The sequence below is a fragment of the Bacteroides graminisolvens DSM 19988 = JCM 15093 genome (assembly GCF_000428125.1).
Classification (GTDB): domain Bacteria; phylum Bacteroidota; class Bacteroidia; order Bacteroidales; family Bacteroidaceae; genus Bacteroides; species Bacteroides graminisolvens.
The window spans coordinates 470255-492541 of the sequence record NZ_ATZI01000001.1 but is presented as its reverse complement, the minus strand read 5'-3'; the positions used below and the strand labels follow the sequence as shown (position 1 = coordinate 492541).

Sequence of the window (22287 nt, the reverse complement as noted above, 5' to 3'; positions counted from 1 at the left end):
TGCACATCATCCAAATAATGATGTAAAAAAGATAATTTGTTGTTAAAACAAGATAGAATAGATTAGAGGACCAGTTATTTATGAGCGACGAGATTAACGAGATTACGGAAGGACATTCTGATTACAGACCGGCCGACACACACGACCAAAGCATAAAACACCAACTGTCTGGCATGTACCAGAACTGGTTTCTGGATTATGCTTCTTACGTTATATTAGAACGTGCCGTGCCTCATATTAACGACGGATTAAAGCCCGTACAACGACGCATTCTCCATTCCATGAAACGAATGGACGACGGACGCTACAATAAGGTGGCCAACATTGTGGGGCACACCATGCAGTTTCACCCTCACGGCGACGCTTCCATAGGCGACGCGTTGGTACAGCTGGGGCAAAAGGACTTGTTGGTTGACTGCCAGGGAAACTGGGGTAATATATTAACAGGCGATGGTGCCGCTGCTCCCCGTTACATTGAAGCGCGTTTGTCTAAGTTCGGACTGGAGGTTGTATTCAACCCCAAAACAACCGAATGGAAACTTTCATACGACGGCCGTAACAAAGAACCGGTTACCTTGCCGGTGAAGTTCCCGTTACTGCTGGCACAGGGTGTGGAAGGTATTGCAGTGGGACTTTCGTCAAAGATTCTGCCTCATAATTTCAACGAGCTGTGCGATGCTGCGGTTGAGTATCTTCACCAAAGGGAGTTCAGACTTTACCCGGATTTTCAGACGGGCGGTTCCATTGATGTATCCAGATACAATGACGGTGAACGAGGAGGCGTAGTCAAAGTCAGAGCCAAAATAAACAAGATTGATAACAAAACGCTGGCCATCACCGAGATTCCTTACGGTAAAACAACGACCAGTGTCATTGAATCCATACTGAAAGCGGTCGACAAAGGGAAGATCAAAGTCCGCAAGGTTGACGATAACACGTCGGCTCAGGTCGAGATATTAATTCACTTGGCACCGGGCGTTTCGTCCGACAAAACGATTGATGCGCTTTATGCCTTTACGGATTGTGAAGTGAGCATATCGCCCAACTGTTGCGTCATTGACGAAAGCAAACCTCACTTCCTGACAGTGAGCGACGTACTGAAGAAATCGGTCGATAACACCCTGGCTCTTTTACGTCTCGAACTGGAGATTCACAAAAACGAGCTGCAGGAGAGTCTGCACTTTGCATCGCTCGAAAAGATATTCATCGAAGAGCGTATATATAAGGATAAGGAGTTTGAACAAGCCAAAGACATGGATGCTGCCTGCGCGCACATTGATGATAGGCTGACTCCCTTTTATCCGACGTTCATTCGTGAGGTGACCAAAGAGGATATTCTCAAGCTCATGGAAATAAAGATGGGACGTATCTTGAAATTCAATTCGGACAAAGCGGAAGATTTCATTGCACGAACCAAAGAAGAGATTGAAACCATCAACAATCACTTGGCCAACATCGTGGAGTACACCACCAACTGGTTCAAGATGCTGAAAGAGAAATACGGAAAAGGATTTCCCCGACGCACGGAGTTACGCAACTTTGATACCATTGAAGCAGCCAAAGTGGTGGAAGCCAACGAGAAGTTATACATTAACCGCGACGAAGGATTCATTGGTACGGCACTGAAGAAGGATGAGTTTATTGCCAACTGTTCGGATTTGGATGATGTGATTATTTTCTATCGCGACGGAAGGTATCTCATTACGCCGGTTGCCGAGAAGAAGTTTATCGGTAAGAACATTCTCTATATCAACATCTTTAAGAAGAACGACAAACGAACCATTTACAACGCCGTGTACCGCGACGGGAAAGACGGCATTCATTATATGAAGCGTTTTGCCGTAACTTCTGTTACCCGCGACCGTGAATATGACTTGACACAGGGAACACCCGGATCGCGCGTGGTTTATTTCACAGCAAACCCCAACGGAGAGGCTGAGGTTATCAAAGTAACCCTGAAACCAAACCCGCGCATACGCAAAATCATATTTGAGAAAGACTTTAGTGAGATTGCCATCAAGGGAAGGCAGGCCATGGGAGTTATTCTTTCTAAATATGATGTGCACAAAATTGCACTCAAACAAAAAGGAGGCTCTACGCTGGGCGGACGAAAGGTTTGGTTTGACCGTGATGTGCTCCGCCTCAATTATGATGGCAGAGGGGAATATCTGGGCGAATTCCAAAGCGAAGACAGCATATTGGTAATTCTCAATAACGGAGAGTTCTACACAACCAACTTCGACCTGAGCAATCATTACGAAGACAATGTGCAGATTGTAGAGAAGTACGACCCGAATAAGGTGTGGAGTGCTGCTTTGTATGATGCCGACCAACAGAATTATCCGTACCTGAAACGTTTCTGTTTTGAAGCCGGATCACGCAAACAGAATTACCTGGGCGACAACAAAGAGAGCAAGCTCATTCTCCTGACGGATGAATATTACCCCCGTCTGGAGGTTATCTTCGGAGGACACGACAGTTTCCGCGAAAAACTAATCATTGATGCCGATGAGTTTATTGCCGTCAAAGGATTCAAGGCGAAAGGGAAAAGAATTTCGACTTTTAACATAGAGGCCATCAATGAATTGGAGCCGGTACGCTTCCCTGAAGAAAAGCAGGAGGCAAATGAAGGTGACGATGAAACGGAGGAAATAGAGAACCTAGACCCTGACAACGGTAAGAGTGAAGACGATATTATTGATGAAATAACAGGGCAAATGAAGCTCTTTTAAGTCAGATATGAAATGACACATAAAGCCATGATAAAACGTATGTCCCAAACCATAAAGAGATTATTTATGGTTTGGGGCATTTGTGTATTTGCACAGACTGCATTGCAAGCACAAGAAGATTCGCTAAAAGCTAGCAGGTACCTGATGCGTGCCACTCTTTACGGAGTAGGATACTCTAATGTGTATGACACGTATCTTTCTCCGCAGGAATATAAGGGGATGGACTTCAGGGTAACTCGCGAAACCATGCGGATGACCACGCTATTTGACGGGAATGTATCTGCGCAAAACTTTTTTCAGGCTAACTTGTCGTACACGCACAACAGAGCCGACAATAACAATACGTTTGCCGGATTAGTGAACTGGAATTATGGTTTGCATTATCAATTCAGGATAACGGAAAACTTCAAATTGCTGGCAGGTGGACTAGCCGACTTTAACGGTGGCTTTGTATATAATCTGCGTAATACAAACAATCCGGCTTCTGCCAAGGCTTATATCAATCTCGACGCTTCGGGCATGGCAATCTGGCACGTCAAAGTGAAAAATGTGCCCTTAACGCTGCGCTATCAGCTCAATGTTCCGGTAGCGGGTGTGCTGTTTTCGCCCAACTACGGACAGTCTTACTACGAAATATTTACGTTGGGTAACAGTGACGGGGTAGTGCGGTTTACTTCTTTGCACAACCAACCGTCATTCCGGCAGATGCTTTCGGTGGACTTCCCGGTGGGGAGTTCCAAAGTAAGAATGAGCTATGTGTGCGACATACAGCAATCTGATGTCAACGAGATACAGACACATATTTACTCGCATGTGTTTATGGTGGGATTCGTTAAAGACCTCTATCGCATTAAGAATAAAAAAGGAGCTCCTTTGCCGCCTTCCGTGCGGGCATATTAAAGAAAGACAGAAATGAAACGACATATCAAATACTTGATTCTGCTCACTGTTGTGTTGTTCTCTTCCTGCATAGGAGAAGAAGAATACGATAACTCTCCGCAAGGTAACTTCGATGCCTTATGGACTATCATTGATGAGAAATATTGTTTCCTTGATTACAAAGGAATAAATTGGGATAGCATCTACACCGTTTATCAGAAGAAACTGACTCCTACCATGAGTGACGAGAATCTTTTTGAGGTATTGGGCGATATGCTCGATGAACTAAAAGACGGGCACGTGAACCTTTACTCTTCCAGCGACGTGGCGCGCTACTGGAATTGGTACGAGGATTATCCGAGGAATTTTAATGAAGCCATTGTTGAAAAATACCTGGAAACCGACTATCGCATTGCGGGAGGAGCCAAATACACTATTTTAGATGACAACGTGGGTTACATCTATTACGAGAGTTTCAGTAATCCGATAGGCAATGGAAACTTAAATGAAATATTGCAATACATGGCCATTTGCGACGGAATCATCATTGATGTTCGCAATAATGGAGGAGGAAATTTAAGCAATTCGTCTACTCTGGCATCGCGCTTTACCAACGAAAAAGTACTGACCGGTTACATCAGACACAAAACGGGGAAAGGGCATAGTGATTTCTCTGATCCGGAACCTATTTATCTGGAGTCTTCCAAACAGATCAGGTGGCAAAAGAAGGTGGTGGTGCTGACCAACCGTCATGCATACAGTGCGACCAATGATTTCGTCAACTCCATGAGATACCTGCCTTTGGTAACTACTGTAGGCGATCAAACCGGAGGCGGATCGGGCATGCCTTTCTCTTCGGAATTGCCCAACGGATGGTCGGTACGCTACTCGGCCAGTCCGCATTTTGACGCGGAAATGAACCAGATTGAATTTGGTATTGATCCCGATGTTACTGTTAATATGGAAAAGAATGACGAAGATAAAGGGATTGATACAATCATTGAAACAGCCCGGAAACTAATAAAAAATTAACTTTATAAGCAAATTGTTTGCGAAACCGGAAAAAGTACTTATCTTTGCACCGCAAAACAAGGTAACTATTGCCTGCATGAGCGGATGTGGCGTAATTGGTAGCCGCGCCAGACTTAGGATCTGGTGTCGTGAGACGTGTAGGTTCGAGTCCTATCATCCGCACATAAAAAGAGGTTTGTCACAAGTGGCAAACCTCTTTTTGTATATACATACTTCTGCAACTACTGCTGCAGCGTTATACTCATTAAGCCTATCACCACATCGTTTGAGAGGGTTTCCAAAGTAAGATGACTTAATGTTTTCTTGGGATTCAAGGGCATATCGAGCAATACGCCTGCTCCACCGGGAATTTCACGACCATACACGCCTTTAATAGTCAAATCCTTCTCTAGGTTGTTGCTTACCAACCCCGAAAGCAAATGCACCCGATAAGGGCGTGGCGCCTTGATACTGAAAGCAACGTTATCAACGAAAAAGTCTTGCTCAATAGGACACCAGTTTTCCGGATTAATCAATTCCAAAGAATCGCAACTGCCATCTGTATAATGTACCTTTACAATTCCGTTAACGATGTGGCATTGCATGTGATTGGTACTGCCCGCCATTAATAAGTAAGCATGCGATGCACTACCCGTAAGCGGCACCCGAATGCTATCGGGATAATTATCCCACAAAGAAGTAAATGCAATGTTGTTTCCCTCCGACGGTGTTCGGAAGTTGACCCCGAACGGTGTAGCAAACAACTGGTTTCGCACTTTCTTCCGAAGTCCCGAATCGTCTATCACCGCTGTAGTTTTAGGATGACACCACTCACCTATTCCTTGTTTGGGCAATTGCAATGTTGTATACGGAGAGCGGGGAGTTAAATATTCATTCTTAAAAATGGCAGTAACCGGTGCGTTCCACAAACTATCCATGTTGACCGGTCGGCAATGTGCAGACACTACCTTCGAGAAGGCTGCCGCAGCGTCTTTACTCTCCTCCTCCACTTGTATTTCTATGGGTAACCACCAAGACAGATCACCTTGCCGCACGCGTGCAAAGGCTGTTCGCCCTCCGGGAGCACCGGTAACCACTGCCACAAACTCTTTGGGATTGATGGGAATACGAGTTTTCAAGAAAACGTTTTGAGGATCATATAGTTCCTCCATAGTCAATGATTGGAAGGAGATTTTGGCTACGTCACCTTTTTTGTATGCCTTGCCCGTTTGCAACAAACCGGCCTCAACAGGACGACCTGCCCATTCAATTTTTATTTCCGCGGTTTTAGCCGAAGGAATTTCAATAAGCAAGCAAGGATAGCCAACGGACGTTTCATTTTGTTTCCACTGAGTTTTTTTGCCATTCACCGTAACAGTTACCACACGATCCATACGGGCACGACATTGCAACTCAATGGTTAACGGTTTATCAAAGCGGGTGGACACCCGGTACACGTCACTTGGGCCTTCTTGTTGGTAAACAAATGAAATGTCAGGCGTTTCGAGCGAAGCGTAAGGCCATTCAACCGGGAATCCCGGGCGAAGCAGCAAACGGTTATTCAACAAGTCGGGAACAATGCCGTAAAGTCCTTGAATCAAAGCACGTGAGGCAACTCCTATGGGATCGCCGAAATCTCGGTAACACTCACCGCGTGCCGCATCATAAAAGCTAACCTGACCAAAATTACCCGGGCTTCCTCCCAAGTACATACCATCGAGAACGGAGCTTTTAAGAAGTTTAAAAGCCTCATCATTGCGTCCGGCCTGCCAATAAGCCAACGAGGTGTGCATCACTTCGGCAAATGCCACATTATTGATACTCCATGAATAAGGCAACCAATTCGTAGTAGAGATCGTTTCGAACTGCTCATCTTTAAGCCCTTCGGCACGGACGGGAATATGGGGAATAGCTGTATCTACATACCGAGTAGCCTGATACGCCTGAAAAGGATCGGCCGTTTCACTATCAATAGCATGATAAACAGTCCAGACCGCTGCACTTTCATGCACCCGTTTATGCCCCATGAAGTCTTTGTATTCTGCCCAATGTCCTTTGGATGGTATCCAAAGTTGTTCGTTCATGGCCTTGAGTATTTGGGCAGCCTCCGAAGCATAAGGTGACGGGTCTTCGCCAATGAGCCGGGCTATCTCGGCAGCCATCTTATTCGCTCGATAGTTGTAGGCCGACGAATGTGTTACTGCACCCGAATTATAATAGAGTGCGTCACTGGCCCATATACAAGCGTAAGCATCATACAATCCATCGTTATCGGGATCGAAATTGCGTTTCTCCCAGTCAAGATGACGAACCAAAACGGGCCACATCTTGCGAGCATAAGCCAAATCGCCCGTCCAATTGAAATGCCACAGCAATTCATCTGTATAACATAAGTTCATGTCGTAGTGATGCATCTGATCATTGCGGTTTGGGTTCCGGCAAATGTATCCGTTACTATACTGCGGTGTACCCCACTCTTTGATGGAACGGGCCAGATTCATCTCTGGATCTTGCGCGGGATGCTGTTTAACCTGTGGTTTATGGGTGACCTGACTCGCCGCATACGCATCAAAATGCTTTCGTGCCCGGTCGTGCCAGCCCAGAACATCGCCTGTGTAAGCTGCGCGCCAACCGCTCAAAGGCATGCGCCAGCCTATGGCTCCGTGTAACCAGACTTCACCATCCCATATACCGTCGGCCGCAACGCTTAACGCGCCTCCCAAGGTATTAAAATAAGGATCAGGAGTTGAAATACGAATGCGCTCGGCCAAGGTACGACGAGTCCTTTCTGCTTTATCAAACAAAGCGGAAAGAATCACGGGAGAATCGGACGGTTCTCCGGAATGCAACAGAAAGTACTGTTCTTTTTGGAGTAGCACACTTCCGTGTAAACGAGGTAATTCATCGGTGGTAAGCTTGGATCCGGAAGGGAATAACCCACTCAGTACACGAGCACCCGTTTTGGATTTTTGTCCGAAAGTAACTTGGAACTGATTGTTTTTGATGGCATATACATTGCCCGAACAATATTCGGGCTTCAAGTCGAAACAATCAGCAGGATCTACTCCCATATCGCCTTCCCGACTGAAACGTTTGTCGGCCGCACCTCCAAATAACCAAGTCAACTCAATACCCGAAGGAATATTCTTACTCTCAATTTTCCAGATAGCTCCATCGGTATCGGGTAATGCCAGCGCAGTAATGACAAGAACACCGTTTTTACCCAATATCGGATCGGTTATCTTATATATACGACTTCCCGCCCGATAACGAGATTCAATACGCGATGCATGATTGAGTGACAGAACACGGTTTTTCAATCGCAGTCCTAAAGTCAGATTTCCTCCCATGCGGGGTAAATACAATGCGAATTCAGGCACATCACTTGTCTCCAGGCGGAAACCGGAATGACTGCCATATAAGGCACGGTTAAACTTGCGATCGCCATTAACGATTACAAAGTCTTCCCCATCCGGATGGTAACGCAACTTTCGGGCAGACGTATGTTTTCCTTCGTTCAATGAAGCAAGAGGCTGGCCCAATGCTTCACTGGAAAGAATACACAACAGAATGAAAAGGGTACAAAGCGCAGTAATCTTTCTTTTTCTCATAATAGTTTCCAAACAAAAGAATTAAGGCATGGGATTAAGGCCTTCCCATCGCACGTTCCACTTTCCGTCTTTCGGGAAACCGGGGGTCTGCTCTTTGCAACCGTCCCAACCTGCACACATCATAGCCACAGCCGTAAGCAGACCGCCATTGCCGGGTAGATAAACTCTGAGACGCCCGTCCTGGTAATTATGTCCGTTTACCAAATACGTATTTGTTCGTTTCTCCATCAGTAAGGCTCCCACTGCTTTTTCAGGTTCTCCTAAACGAGCGGCGTTCATTGCGGTCATAGGATAATCCCATCCCCAAGTTTTACCCCAGTTCCAATTATCCCAAATCCAATGAAGCGTATTCTTCATATAGTCTTCCCGAATCAATTTGCACATGGGCAAAACACCGACAGAGCCAAGCACCGCCATGTGGTCTGAAGTAAAACGGATATCTTTATAGGTATCGACAGCTGTTTCAGCTGCCAAGTATAACTTATCTTCATTGTAAGCCAAAGGAGAGAGTTTATCAATCATCTCATCCCACTGCAGGTTACGCTTTTCTCCGGAACGTTCGCGCCATTTTTGTGCCGTTTCCATGGCAAAATGCCAATAAGAAAGTTCAAAAGGAGGGTTCACTGTCTCGGCCGCACGCAATGTTTCTTGAGCCGGGATAGCTCCTTTAAGCACAAAGCGACCTTCCAACTCATCGTACGTGGCAAAAGAATACATGAACTTAGCTGTTTCCTGCACCAAACGATTGTATTTCTTAATCACTTCTTCACTGGGGTTGGCACGATAAATCAGTTCGGCCAAATAAATAAGGTGAGGTTGCTGCCAGATAAGAAAGCTTCCTACCTTTGATGGCGCTTCCAATGCTCCGGGATCAGTCATCTTCATCCATCGAACTCCTTGAAACCCTTGGCGTCTTGCTATTTCACGGGCTATGGGTTCAGCCTTTTCATACCATCCGAGAGTACGGTCAAGCAAGTCAGCTCGGTTCCAAAGCGCAAACTGTGCCTGATGCCACCAAATCATTTCTAAATGGAACTTGCCAAACCACGAATTGTAAGTCAGCCCTGTTTCCTGCGGCGGGGTGGTCCCTGCGCACTGGATAGCCAATAGATACTGGCTAAGTACCACGCGACGTTCCAGTTCTTTGGCACGGGAATCTGTGCACAATGAGAAGTCAACCGCACCTCCTTTTTTCCAGAAGGAAACCCAATATTCAGCAGCGGCAGACAGGGTTTGGTCCACATTTACTTTCTCCTTAGATGGAGCGTCAGAAGTAAACTCGCAAGTAAAGGCCAAAGAATCACCTTGAGGAGTCAAAACGAAATAGTTCTTTTCCTTCTCTTTTATAGTTGCATTGCCTTCCCAACGGATAGTCACGTAATAGGTGGTAGCATCCAAAACTCGTTTCAATACGGCCGATTGTGCATCTTGAGCGATGATTGTCGTTGAATGTTTATCATTCACATTCCATAAACAGGCATCATCACAATGGCCTCCGGTAGGATAAGGGAAGTGAAACTTAACACCCGAATGCCCGGTACTAGTGATACGCGCAGCAATCAGGTCTGCCTTAGGATGAACGGCTGTCTCTACTTCATAGGGAACACCTGCTATCTTGTAACTACTGTGAATAACCCCTTTCCACATATCCAGTGTCTGGTGAATATCTGTAAAATCAGTCGGGGTTACTCTCTCTGATAGTTCTAAGCCAACAATACCCAAATGCAGACGATGTGGGTTTACTCGAAACCAATTGGCTGCATCTTGCTGACGACCTTTTTCATTAAATTGAGTAGAATAGGGTTCCAAGCGCCCACGACCGAAATCATAATTCTTAAGAGTTTCTTCGTGACGATATCCTTCAGGGTTGGCGAATGCATGCCATCCCCACTGACTTTGAGTTCCAAGGGGCACGCCATTGGAATACATGGCCGGAAAAGTTTGTAACCCAGTTGCATCAACTGTATAGGCAAACTCTCCGTTGCCAACAGAAAGTGAAGCCAAAGAATCAAAGGAACTAACCTGAGGATTATTCCTTGTAACAAGGGCCTCTCTGTCAATAGGAGATTGCTTGCCCGCACCACATGCTCCGAGGATCAGAGCAGCCAATGAATAAAATAGTTTTTTCATGGTATTATCATTCGAATTATTTATTTCTAAAATCAAAGTATAAGTTCAAACGTATGCCTTCGTCTCCTTTCTTAATACGGATATTTCCGGGCTGGCTCTGAGGCCCATGCTGAGAAACCGGCTTAAAGGAACGTATGGCAGGAATATCAAACAAAAAAGAAATATCGCCGGCTGGGAAGTCGGGCATGGTATTCACACCATCTTGTCTGCCTTTAGGCTCTTCCGGTGTAAAAAGGCGGAGGAAAACTCCATCGCTAGCCGAATAAACAGTAAAAGGAGTTTCTTTATTCTCTATAGTCGCCCAATATAAATTAGCATGATAGCCTTTAAACTCGGGATAGACGAGATTTTCAAAGGATTCACCGGTAATTGTATTGTTGTAATCCTTATGCCATATTCCATAATTCGTTCCCGGAACACGATTCTTCCAAACTCTGTAAGGGCCTCGGCCAAACCAACGCATGCCCGTACACTACTTTTCCGGATATGAGAAGGTCAATCCCAAATTATAGACTTGCTCATCCATAAACGCATCATCGAAACCACCTCCCCCAGAGGCACGATTAAGCAGTACCGCATTCATATTAAGGAGGCCGTCGGCCGACATACGCCACACGATGGAGTCAACACCGCCTACATAATTGACACAAAACACCGCATCGGTACCATCCATCCTGCAAGTTGAACGTATTGGCTTCATTTTCATTCCAACAGCAACCGGTCCTTCTTTGAAAGGGACTTGTTTATTTAAAGAGTTCAACACGCTGATAATCTTCCCATCTTGCTTTGTAAATGTAACAGTTACATGCTTAGCAGACAAAGTGACCGTGGAGTCTGATTCAGTTAAAAGAGCCGTTTCATCAGAAGAAATTAGGGCACGCTGCTTCTGAAAATAATCAGCCGCATAATGTATGGGCCACGTCCAGTTACAAATGCTTTTGCCTGTAGCATCAAATGCCTCTAGTTGAAGAACATCTCCTTCGAAGAAATTTTCAGGAACTTGCATCACAGCACGTCCGGTCTCACCCGGATGAAGCGAAGGTAATACAACCTCTCCAGATGCAAGCAAAGATTGTTGCCCCCCTTTTAAAGGAGACGGAGCCGCATATATTTGATACTTCATAGTACACTGACTTAAGTTCGTAAACAAATAGTTGTTGCTCAACATGAATTCACCTTTGAATGAAGATGTTATGTATTGTTTCTTGATTTGGATAGGCGACCATACCTCGCGTACAGTATAATAGCTTCCCTCTTTCTCACGATAGGGTCCCAGAATTCCATCTGGTGCATTAAAAGTTTCAGAGTCAAGTATTCCCCCTTTGTCAGCACGCTTCACTGCATTATCGCAAAAATCCCACATGAAACCGCCTGCAAACAATGGATGACGAGTATAGTTGTCCCAAAAATCTTGCAAACCGGCTCCGTGTCCCTGATCATATTGACCATGCATGAATTCGGTTGGCATAAATACATTATACCCGTTAGTAAAACGAGCCACACCTGTTAAATAGGCCGGATAGTGGTGCGTATCAAGTTGGTTGAAATCAGCCCAAGGGTGTATGACGTGTCTTTTTTGTATATCATAATCAGCAAAATGCTGATCTAGAGCATTGTTCCAACCTCCCTCGTTACCATTACTCCATAAAACAATGGAAGGATGATTTACGTCACGAAGCAACATCTCACGCTGCAATTTAAGTCCGGTAGAAGTATCATAGGAATTCTGCCAACCAGCCAGTTCGTCGATGACAAACAATCCTAACGAATCGCACATCTCTAAAAAATGAGTATCGGGAGGATAATGAAAACGAACCGCATTCATATTCATTTCTTTTATGAGAAGTGCATCCTGCAAACTTATTTCCCTGTTTGTAGTCCTTCCGCCATCGGGATGAAAAGAATGTCGGTTAATACCTTTCATGGTCACTTTCGTGCCATTCACATAAAGACCGTCTTTAGGTTTGAACTCTACCGTTCTGAAACCAATGCGTTCCTGATAAGTATGTATCATTTCGCCTTTTTCATTAAGTAAGCTCAGTGTCATCAGATAAAGATTAGGAGTCTCCGGAGTCCATGTTTTAACCCCCTTCCAATTCACCGATATTCGCTGCACAGAAACAGTGTCTTGCAGAGATATGGATTGTGGAAGAAAGGTACCTCTGTCAGTCCCTACAGGAGCAATTAAAGCAACGAGATGGCATCCTTTCTTCAGGTTATTAAATTGTATTTTGGCTGAAAGAATTCCCTGCGAAGAAGCATCAACAGCAACGTGCTGAATGTGTGAGGTTGGTTTCGCTTCGAGCCACACCGGACGATAAATACCTCCGAAAGTCCACCAGTCAGCCATTCGCTCTGCAGCATTGACGCTTTTATTTAGAGAGTGCTTGCGAACAAAAACCTCCAATTGATTTTTTGCACCATATTTTATTTTATCTGTTATATCGTATGAGAAACGGTAAAACCCTCCTTGATGCGTATCTCCGGCAGACATTCCATTGATCTTCACATCTGTGTCGGTCATCACTCCATCAAAATAAATGCGGATAATTTTGCCCTTCCATGCTGCAGGAACCTTAAAAGAATAACGATATAAACCTGTTTCCATACTTGGCACAGCACCTTTTGTCTTGTACCATCTACCATAAGTATATTCACCAAACCCTTGAAGTTCCCATTGAGAAGGGACCTCAATCTTACTCCATTTACCGCTTTTGTGACCATTAGAGCAGAAAAAATTCCATGTAATTGTATTACCTAGACCTTTACCTGATAAATAGAGTGTCTCTGTCTTTTGAGCGTACACACAGAGTGAAAAGAAAAGAAGAAAGCATGCGCTTACAAATTTCATGATATTAGCATTATAGTTTCAAAGTTCATAAAGCGTAAAGATCATGAATATAAAAGAGAAATAAGGTAATTAAAATGTCATAATCATTAGTAATAATGACGTTTTAAGAAGATTTTCGGTTTATTCTTCACCACCTCTTGCATACGTACGGTATTCTAGAGGAGTAAAACCGGTACGTTTCTTGAAAAGAGAGAAGAAGTGTTCTGTCGATTTATAATCAAGCATGAAAGAAATTTCTTTCACTGATTGAGATGTGCCGGCAAGTAACTGCTTGGCCTTTCGAAGCTTCAATTCTTGAAAATATTTGGCCGGAGCGTAGCCTGTATAGTCCTTAAAAACTTTTCGAAACCATGAATAGCTTATATTAAGTCGCATAGCTAGTTCCTCAGGATCAATGTTTTTAAAAACGTTTTCGTTCATTATAATTTTAGCCTGCTCTATTTTTTGATCAACATCTCCCATCTCAAATATCTTATTTTTGGAGATAGAAAGAATTAAACCAATCATGTGAAGTACAATTCCCGAAAGATACTGCTGTGCCGAGATCTTATCAGATTCTGCAATTTCTATTGCTCGGGTAAATAGAGAAACTAATTCTTCATTAAGACCGACCTCCAAGACTTGATTTTCACGGGTAATGAATGAGTTTTTAATTATGTTATCAATGATTGTCCCTTCGAAACCGATATAATATTCGTTCCAACCTGTCTGTTGAAGAGGATGATAGGTATGCCACTGATCTGGAAACAGAATCATCAGCCTTCCCTTACAGACTTGCCGCTCGGGAGTGGAGTCAGAAGCAAATAATCCGCGCCCTTTGGTTATATAAACAATTTGATATTCAGGCAGGATACGGCCTTTCGATGCATTAAAAAAATATCCAGAGGGGTGATCCTTGAGGGGATAAGGAGAGTTGGGTTGTATTGCTTGATAGCCGACCGTGTTTACCCAAAGACCAAACTGGTGATCTTTGTCATTTACAATAAGGTACTTGAATTCTACTCCTAAATCATTAAAACTCTTAGTCATATCCGAAAAGTCACATTGGTCTAAGGAGCAAAAATAAACATTAAATCCTATAAACTAGTATATTACAATAAAAAAAACATCTTCTTTTAAATCGATAAAAAGCAAGAGTATGGTAGAGAAACGAGAAAACACTTCATATATAACCTTGCAAATACAAAGTATTTTCTCGCATCGCTATGCAAATAACATCATTTTTTCATAACAATTTTATCATATTGCTCTTCGGCTTTGATTTCACTGTATTTAGGCGCATCAATCATTTCAACAAGAGCACGTAATACCGGTCCCTCTCCCATTGGATCATTTTCTTGCACCGGACGATTATAATAATATGCCAATGAAGGCATGATGCCCGTACCAACACATATACCTTTTACATCGCCCTGATCAGAGATGAGGCGCATCATTCCTTTAAGGCCTTGTTCTGCAACATAAATAAAGTCTGGATGTAACCAACCTTCTTTAACCCCCTTGGCTATTCCAAAAACAAACATGGCCGTGCCGGTTATCTCTTCATAAGAATCTTCTTTATCCAATAATTGATGCCACAAACCATTTTTCCCTTGATACCGAGCTACACCACTTGCCTGTTGACGAAAGTTCCGAAGCAACTCTTCGCGTAGAGGATGCTCTTTGGGTAACACAGCCAACAAATCCGCTTGCGCCATAAAAACCCAACCATTTGCTCTGCTCCAGTGAGCAACTCCATGTTCCTTATTGTCTGTATGATAACAATGATAATAAATGCTTTTCTCCGGACACCACAGATAACGAGTATAATTAAGAACTTGATTGGCAGCATCGTCATAATATTTACTGTCAGCAGTCAATTTGCCCATTCTAGAAAGAAAAGAGATCGCCATGAAGGCATCATCTGCCCATATAGTATTCTCGTGAGGCCAAATGCGAGCGATTGTACCATCTACCAAACGCGGTTCAGCGTAATTCAAATGGCTGGCTGTTTCATTTATATAGTTCAAGAATGATTTATGAGGGTATTTCAACTGTAATTCAATCAAACTAGCTCCCATCGGACCATTATCATCTAGACGTTTAGCACGAAAAATCATGTGCCAACTTAATTTGCGTATGGCTTCCCATCCTCCATCTTTAAATGCCTGATCATATTGCTTACGGAAGAATTCAAGATTTCCTTCATTAAAAACAAAATTCATATTTTTAAGTACATACTTTTCATACTTAAGGTCGCCCAGTTTATTCCCTAATTCCATCAGAGCCATGTTAGTCACCCCATTTGTATAATGCCACTGTGTGTATTTTGACACCACTTTCACATCTTGATTAACGGGAATACCCTTCACCGAATTGTATTCTTCACCTGTTTTGACGTTTTTAAAGTCATAAGTAGTAGTATTTAATATACGATCGGCTATCTTCATGGCCACTTCTTTTGGAGACATATTAGTCTGGGCACTAAGCGACAGGTGTAAAAGAGGAAATATGCTAAGGAACAAGCATTTATTGACTTTCATAATTATCAGATTTTTAAACTTAACAATGTAGATTCGTAGAAATAATAAGTGTGCCATATGTACAGCACACTTATTATAAAATGGTATATAAGAAAAGATATTCTTATTTGGGCAAATTAAAGGCTACTTTAAGCTCTTCCATTAAAGCTTCAGACATTCCATCGGGTTCAAAACCCATAGATTTTGCAGTCAGGTAGATTTGAGCGGATTTTGAAAGCGTATCAATCATGTCAAAAGCCTCCATGACATTTTCACCAACAGCGCAAACACCATGTTTCTCCCACATAACAACGTCATACTCTGCCAATTCCTTAACTGTAGCTTCTGCTAATTCAACTGAACTTGGCAGAGCGTAGGGAATGATACCTAAACCTCGGGGGCAGAAAGCTCTTGTTTCAGGAATCATACTCCAAAGAAGTTTTGTCAATACATCTTTCTTGAGGAAGGCCGGATTGTGAGTCATTGCAACTAAATCAATCGGGTGAGTATGAACAGCCGCTTTATAAGTAGAACCACTTCCAATAAGATAATTATGCATAGACAAATGAGATGCCAACTCTGAAGTCGGTTTCACCGGATTGTCCGCTATGATTACATAACTTGCACAGTCATCATTAATACGTATAACAGAACCGTTTTCCATTGGCCATCTGGCCAAGTCACGCATTCTTTTATTAGTGCCTTTGCAAAAGAAATAGCAGCCTTTGAGATGCGGCAAAGTAGTTCCTATCTGCATAATATCACTAATAGGTTCCATTCCTTTGATTTCATCATCTACAAATTCTGTAACGTTGATGGTGATATTTCCACCATTGCGTTCAGCCCATCCTTTTTGCCACAGATATCCGGCAACCTCAGCTACATTAGCAACCTGTCTTGCCAGTTCAGGACGATTATCTAAAATTGATTTCATAATAAATCTGTATTTTTTAAGCTTGCGCCATTGCCACAACAATAATAGAAGAGACCAATACCACCAAACCGGAAAGTAAGACCATAATCGTGAATTTGTTAGCGCCCTTCCATTCTTTTAATATCATACCCCATACGTTACTAAATGTAACATTGAGAGACATCAAAATACTCCATGAAAAAGCGAGTAAAACCGGACTTTCTTCAAGAAAGCTTTTACCCATTTCCAATCCAAAAAACTGAGAATACCAAAGACCACCCGCCAAAGCACAGAACAATACATTATTAATCCATGTTGAACGACTCACACTAAAGTATTCTTTACCTGTTTTATTCTTAATGTTCTGTTGCAAACAATATGCTGCATTGGTCATAAAACCACCAAACGTGACTAGAAAAATAACAGGCAAACCTGCATATAGTCCTTCTACTCCTGCAGATATGGCAGCTTCTTTAATAGGGGTTCCAGCTTCAAGTCCTAAAGCGAAACATGCACTCATTACGCCTGCAAGAAGCGCCACAAGCAAGCCTTTAGTTAAAGCAAAATCTTTAACAGCAGCTTTTCTTTCCTCTTCAGTCATGTTCTTGGAACGCAGACTTCCTGCATAACCTATGATTGCTATACCGGCCAAGGTAATACAGACACCAATTAATAGCATCAATCCTTCACCTTGAAACAGATCTTTTCCAGAAAATATGGCAGGAAATAAGGTACCGAACCCGGCACAAGTACCCAATGCAATACTTTGTCCCAATGCCACACCTAAATAACGCATACTAAGTCCAAAAGTCAATCCTCCGACTCCCCATAGTACACCATAAATAATAGATGGCAAGGCTCCACCTGAAGCCCACAATTGGAACAAATCACTTCCGGCGGGAACTCCTAATAGTGCTCCTAAGAAAGGAAAAACTAACCAAGCGAATACTCCTTGTACTAGCCAAAAGTTTTCCCAACTCCATTGTTTCACTTTATTAATAGGAACATAGGAACTGCTTTGCCCAAAACTGCCTATAGCAATAATAAAAAGTCCGATAAGTGTGTTCATGATATGTATTGTTGTTTAAATAACGCTCGTCAATTTATCTTTTTGAAGTAACTTCTTGTTCGTATTTCTGTATCTCAGAAATAAATGTTTCCCCAACCGGAACATTATTTTTCAAACAGAACATATCCCAAACAGCATTCCAAGGTAAAGTCTTTGATTCTTCAAGAAGTGCCAGACGCTCAAACAACTGATCGTTTGCTTCATATTCACGCAATTTAGCAATCGGTTCAAGTAGTCCCTGCAAGAAACATTTTTGCGTAGCACGACTACCAACTACGTATGCACCAATACGGTTGATACTTGCGTCAAAGTAATCAAGTCCGATGTGTACTTTATCTAAAGCACCACAACGTACAATTTCTTTTGCCAAGTCCAATGTATCATCGTTCATGATTGTTACGTGGTCACTATCCCAACGAATTGGACGACTCACATGCAACATGATTTCAGGAGTGAAAAGCAGCAGCGAAGAAATTTTATCCGCAATGCTTTCTGTCAGATGGAAATGGCCTGTATCAAGCGTTACCATCTTGTTATTCTTTGAACCATAACCTAAATAGAAATCATATGAGCCAACGGTGTAGCTTTCTGCTCCGATACCAAATAATTTGGCTTCGATACAGTCTTTCATATTATCATATTTAGTCGCAAAAATTTCATCTAACGATTGTTTTAAAAGTTCGCGATAGCGTAAACGATTTACGGTTTGATCCTTACTTCCGTCATGAATCCAAAGATTCATAATACAAGGATCTCCTTGAAACTGCCCCATCGCTTCTGCTATAGCACGACTACGTTTGGTATGCTCAATCCAGAAATTGCGTATGTCATTATCAGGATTGCCTAAGGTAAGACTTCCACTTTTGGGGTGAGAAAAAGAAGTAGAGTTAAAATCAAGTTTCATTCCATTCTCCTTAGCCCACTCCATCCAACTTTGGAAATGCTTCGGTTCAATTTCGTCGCGATCAACAAACTTTCCTCCGAAATCGCCATATGTTGCATGCAAATTCAAACGGTGAGTTCCAGGAATATAGCTTGCAGCCTTCAATATGTCTTGACGTAGCTCCTCTATATTCCTTGCTTTACCCGGATGATTACCTGTAGCTTGGATTCCGCCAGACAACTGTCCATCAGGGTTTTCAAAACCTGTAACATCATCAGCTTGCCAGCAATGAAGTGACAACGAAATCTTTTGTAATTTTTCAATAGCCTCATTGGCATCTACACCTACAGCAGCATAGCGTTCAAGAGCTATATCATAGGCTTTCTTTACTAATTCTTCTTTCATAACACAAATTCTTTTTATGTAAATAAACTATTTTTTTAGATCAATAATCTGCAAAAACCTCTTATATGCGCAATTCCATTCTTCTGTATCCTGAGGGGCAAATATTGTCAAAGGAATCGATGAATTTATTAATTTTCTCATTTCATCCATGCCGGATGACTTTTCGGCTGCCATTGCCTGAACCATTATATTCCCGATTGCCGTAGCCTCCGACGGGCCTGCGACAACTGTAATGCCGGTAGAATTTGCTGTAAATTGATTCAATAAGTCATTACGACTTCCACCACCAATCACGTGAAGTACTTCTATCGGACGGGGAGAAAGAGCTATCAGTGAGTCGAGAACATGTCGATAGCGCAATGCAAGACTTTCAAAAATACAGCGTACAACACGCGCACGAGTATCTGGAATTGGCTGATTGGTTAAAGCACAATACTCGCAGATTGCACTTTCCATGTTTGAAGGATTACTAAACAGTGCATCATCTGGATTAATAATGCTCCGGAAAGCCTCCGATTTCTGTGCTTCAGAAATTAATTCAGGGTAAGATGTTTCCTCCCACTCGCTTCTGCAGCGCTCAAGCAGCCACATACCACAAATGTTTTTAAGCAAACGAATAGTACCCTCAACACCACCTTCATTTGTAAAGTTAAATAATTCAGTTTGTGCGTTAATAACAGGCTTATCTATTTCAATTCCCATAAGTGACCAAGTTCCACTGCTTAAATAAGCAAAATTCTTAGTCAATGCTGGGACTGCAGCCACAGCAGAACCTGTATCATGGCCAGCCACAGCTACCACAGGAATAGCGCCGAGACCAGTTAACTTTTGTACTTCAGCAGTTAAGGTTCCAATCAATTCTCCAGGGTATACGAAACGGCCAAAATTATCTTCTGTCAAGCCCAAAGAAGACAGCAATTCTGGCTCTAACTTACGAGTGTGAGCATTCACCAACTGAGCTGTAGATGCGATGGTATACTCAGTTACCATTTTACCGGACAACATATACGATAAAGCATCAGGGATAAACAAGATTTTATCTGCAGACTCCAACGAACTATCATTATTCCGGCGTAGAGTATCTAGTTGAAATAACGAGTTAAAATTCATCACTTGAATGCCCGTAAGTTCATACACCCTAGTCCTTGAAATCCTATTAAAATAGGTTTCAGGAGCACCGATAGTATGGGGATCACGGTATGCATAAGGCTGACGAAGTATATGACCATCTTTACCAATACAAACAAAATCTACCCCCCAAGTATCAATACCGATTGAAGTGATTTCTATTTGCTTTTGAGCCGCGATTTTCAGTCCTTCAATGATGTGCTGATACAAAGCATTTATATCCCAATAAACATGACCACTAACTTCAATCAAATGATTTGGAAAACGATTAACCTCTTCCAATTCGAACCCTTTATCTGTAAAAGCTCCCAATATGGTGCGTCCACTCGTAGCTCCAAGGTCAACTGCAAAAAAACACTGTTTCATAATACGTGTTGTGATGAATTATTGTTAGAATAAGAAATTTACTCTGAATACTAGTCGTTTAACATAGCATATTACAAAACTAACAAGAATATAAATAATCGTTTATGTGTATTTTGATGGAAAAGATAGCATATTTGGCAATAACTTATTGTCCATATCAAATAAATAAAGTGTGTACAAAGAATATAGATTCCGTACACACTTTTATTTATTAGCAAAAACTGGTAAACTTCTAAATTTCAATAATATCTTAGTGAATTTTATCGCAGAAACGACTTGTTATTTTCTCACCCTTTTTATTATGTATATTAACATTCTTGAGTGTTATATTTTTGCTGTAAACAAATTCGGCTCCGTAGGTTGATGTAATATCAATATTCTGTAGTGTGATACCATCTATAGGCATCTCAGGAATACCATTAAAGAATAATGCTCTACGCGCGCCTGAACACACCAAGTTATCAATATAAATATTCTTAAAAACCGGTGTAGTTTCATCAACAGACATAGGCGTAACCTCATCGGGTTGCTTTATTCCACTTTCAAGTAGCTCCACTGCTGAAAGACCGCCATAATACAAATTAAATGTAACTGGTTCGGTAGCAATATCCATCATCGAAACATTTTTAACCCATATATTTTCTACAACTCCCCCACGACCTCGTTTACTTTTAAACCGCAGTCCCACATCTGTGCCAAGAAACTGACAATTAGCGACTGATATATTACGAACACCTCCACTCATTTCACTTCCTACAACAAAGCCTCCATGCCCTTTAAAAACAGTACAACCATCAACAATAACATTTTCCGTGGGACACCCACGCTTACGTCCATCTTCATCCTTCCCACTTTTAATACAAATACCATCATCCCCCACATCGAAAGTCGAATTTATAATGAGTACATTCTTACACGATTCCAAATCTAAACCGTCTCCATTTTGTGCATAACTAGGGTTACGGACTTGTATATCATCAATTATTATGTTCTCGCACATCAATGGATGTAGATTCCAAGCTGGAGAATTTTGAAATATCACTCCCTCAAGCAAGACATTTTTGCAATCAATAAGGCTTAACATCACAGGGCGTAAGAAATGGCGTATACTCTGCCATTCCTCTTCTGTTTTCAAATTACGCGGAACATTCATATCACTAATGCTATCACCTTTCAAAGACTCGGGATATGGAAACCAATAAGTAGGACGTTTAAAAACACCACCTCTAGATATTGTCTCTTTCCAAGTACTTTCATTTACTTTTTCGCGTTTCAACGGACGCCAAAAATGACCATTTCCGTCAATTGCTCCATGACCGGTAATAGCTACGTTCATTAAAGCCCTACCCGATATAGGTGATTGGCAACGCCGAGTATCCAAACCTTCAAAAGAAGTTTCAACCAATGGGTATAAATCGACATCTGGTGAGAACAGAATAACTGCTCCCTTCTCCAGATGCAGGTTAATATTGCTTTTAAGAATGATGGGACCCGTAAACCAAACTCCAGCAGGGACAATCAATTTACCACCCCCTTTATCAACCAAAGCATCAATAGCCTGGGCAAATGACTCGGTACAGAGATGTTCTCCATTTCCAATAGCTCCATAGTCTTTCAAGTTAACCTCATTAGCAGCGAAAACGGGTTCCTTCACACGAGGCATATCAAAAGGCAGATTTTTATATAAATATTCGTACTTATACGGTTCCGAATGCTGACAAGAAAACAATCCTATCAACATACCGCATAGCACGAGACTAGTATTCAGCAATTTCATAAGTTATTATTTGAAGATTATATATTCATGT

The 22287-nt window shown here is 42.3% G+C and carries 12 protein-coding genes, 1 tRNA gene and 1 pseudogene; 4 read left to right on the top strand and 10 right to left on the bottom strand.

From position 1 onward, the window contains the following. Nucleotides 1-80 precede the first annotated feature (80 nt). From C511_RS0101965 to C511_RS0101950, 4 genes are all read left to right on the top strand, one after another. Complete coding sequence (locus C511_RS0101965; protein ID WP_024995340.1) at nucleotides 81-2732, top strand: DNA gyrase/topoisomerase IV subunit A; 2652 nt, start codon at nucleotides 81-83, stop codon at nucleotides 2730-2732. A 66-nt stretch (nucleotides 2733-2798) separates the two neighbouring features. Further along, complete coding sequence (locus C511_RS0101960; RefSeq protein WP_244877219.1) at nucleotides 2799-3632, top strand: DUF3316 domain-containing protein; 834 nt, start codon at nucleotides 2799-2801, stop codon at nucleotides 3630-3632. A gap of 12 nt (nucleotides 3633-3644) precedes the next feature. Then, on the top strand, nucleotides 3645-4643 hold the full coding sequence (locus C511_RS0101955) for a S41 family peptidase (protein WP_027317707.1): 999 nt from the start codon (nucleotides 3645-3647) through the stop codon (nucleotides 4641-4643). Between the two features lie 80 nt (nucleotides 4644-4723). Continuing rightward, nucleotides 4724-4805: transfer RNA gene (locus tag C511_RS0101950), tRNA-Leu, on the top strand. 59 nt (nucleotides 4806-4864) lie between these two features. On the opposite strand, the gene C511_RS0101945 is transcribed toward C511_RS0101950, so the two are convergent. The 10 genes and pseudogenes from C511_RS0101945 to C511_RS0101900 form a co-directional block, all read right to left on the bottom strand. Continuing rightward, complete coding sequence (locus tag C511_RS0101945; protein WP_027317706.1) at nucleotides 4865-8233, bottom strand: DUF4450 domain-containing protein; 3369 nt, start codon at nucleotides 8231-8233, stop codon at nucleotides 4865-4867. Nucleotides 8234-8254: 21 nt separating this feature from the next. Beyond that, nucleotides 8255-10363: a hypothetical protein gene (locus tag C511_RS0101940; RefSeq protein WP_024995341.1), complete on the bottom strand. Its 2109-nt coding sequence runs from the start codon at nucleotides 10361-10363 to the stop codon at nucleotides 8255-8257. Nucleotides 10364-10379: 16 nt separating this feature from the next. Further along, nucleotides 10380-13214 (bottom strand): annotated as a pseudogene (locus tag C511_RS15995) (glycoside hydrolase family 2 TIM barrel-domain containing protein). A gap of 120 nt (nucleotides 13215-13334) precedes the next feature. Further along, on the bottom strand, nucleotides 13335-14243 hold the full coding sequence (locus C511_RS0101930; RefSeq protein WP_024995342.1) for an AraC family transcriptional regulator: 909 nt from the start codon (nucleotides 14241-14243) through the stop codon (nucleotides 13335-13337). Between the two features lie 188 nt (nucleotides 14244-14431). Further along, entirely contained in the window at nucleotides 14432-15739 is a 1308-nt protein-coding gene (locus C511_RS0101925) for a glycoside hydrolase family 88/105 protein (protein ID WP_027317705.1), read from the bottom strand. 100 nt (nucleotides 15740-15839) lie between these two features. Continuing rightward, a complete protein-coding gene (rhaD, locus tag C511_RS0101920; protein ID WP_027317704.1) occupies nucleotides 15840-16649 on the bottom strand; it encodes a rhamnulose-1-phosphate aldolase in 810 nt (269 codons plus the stop codon). A 16-nt stretch (nucleotides 16650-16665) separates the two neighbouring features. Beyond that, the gene (rhaT, locus tag C511_RS0101915; protein ID WP_024995343.1) at nucleotides 16666-17697 is read right to left on the bottom strand and encodes an L-rhamnose/proton symporter RhaT; all 1032 of its coding nucleotides are present in this window, start codon (nucleotides 17695-17697) and stop codon (nucleotides 16666-16668) included. 34 nt (nucleotides 17698-17731) lie between these two features. Beyond that, entirely contained in the window at nucleotides 17732-18985 is a 1254-nt protein-coding gene (locus C511_RS0101910; protein ID WP_024995344.1) for an L-rhamnose isomerase, read from the bottom strand. Nucleotides 18986-19012: 27 nt separating this feature from the next. Further along, nucleotides 19013-20479 carry a rhamnulokinase gene (gene rhaB / locus C511_RS0101905; RefSeq protein WP_024995345.1) on the bottom strand — a complete coding sequence of 489 codons (1467 nt, stop codon included), beginning with the start codon at nucleotides 20477-20479 and terminating at the stop codon, nucleotides 19013-19015. Nucleotides 20480-20729: 250 nt separating this feature from the next. After that, nucleotides 20730-22220 (bottom strand): glycoside hydrolase family 28 protein, encoded by a 1491-nt coding sequence (locus C511_RS0101900; protein ID WP_394356827.1) that lies wholly within the window; start codon nucleotides 22218-22220, stop codon nucleotides 20730-20732. Nucleotides 22221-22287 lie beyond the last annotated feature (67 nt).

Coding starts and splice junctions, on each gene's coding strand:
- C511_RS0101965 (WP_024995340.1), top strand. CDS start 81: ATGAGCGACGAGATTAACGAGATTACGGAAGGACATTCTGATTACAGA.
- C511_RS0101960 (WP_244877219.1), top strand. CDS start 2,799: ATGGTTTGGGGCATTTGTGTATTTGCACAGACTGCATTGCAAGCACAA.
- C511_RS0101955 (WP_027317707.1), top strand. CDS start 3,645: ATGAAACGACATATCAAATACTTGATTCTGCTCACTGTTGTGTTGTTC.
- C511_RS0101945 (WP_027317706.1), bottom strand. CDS start 8,233: ATGAGAAAAAGAAAGATTACTGCGCTTTGTACCCTTTTCATTCTGTTG.
- C511_RS0101940 (WP_024995341.1), bottom strand. CDS start 10,363: ATGAAAAAACTATTTTATTCATTGGCTGCTCTGATCCTCGGAGCATGT.
- C511_RS0101930 (WP_024995342.1), bottom strand. CDS start 14,243: ATGACTAAGAGTTTTAATGATTTAGGAGTAGAATTCAAGTACCTTATT.
- rhaD (WP_027317704.1), bottom strand. CDS start 16,649: ATGAAATCAATTTTAGATAATCGTCCTGAACTGGCAAGACAGGTTGCT.
- rhaT (WP_024995343.1), bottom strand. CDS start 17,697: ATGAACACACTTATCGGACTTTTTATTATTGCTATAGGCAGTTTTGGG.
- C511_RS0101910 (WP_024995344.1), bottom strand. CDS start 18,985: ATGAAAGAAGAATTAGTAAAGAAAGCCTATGATATAGCTCTTGAACGC.
- rhaB (WP_024995345.1), bottom strand. CDS start 20,479: ATGAAACAGTGTTTTTTTGCAGTTGACCTTGGAGCTACGAGTGGACGC.
- C511_RS0101900 (WP_394356827.1), bottom strand. CDS start 22,220: ATGTTGATAGGATTGTTTTCTTGTCAGCATTCGGAACCGTATAAGTAC.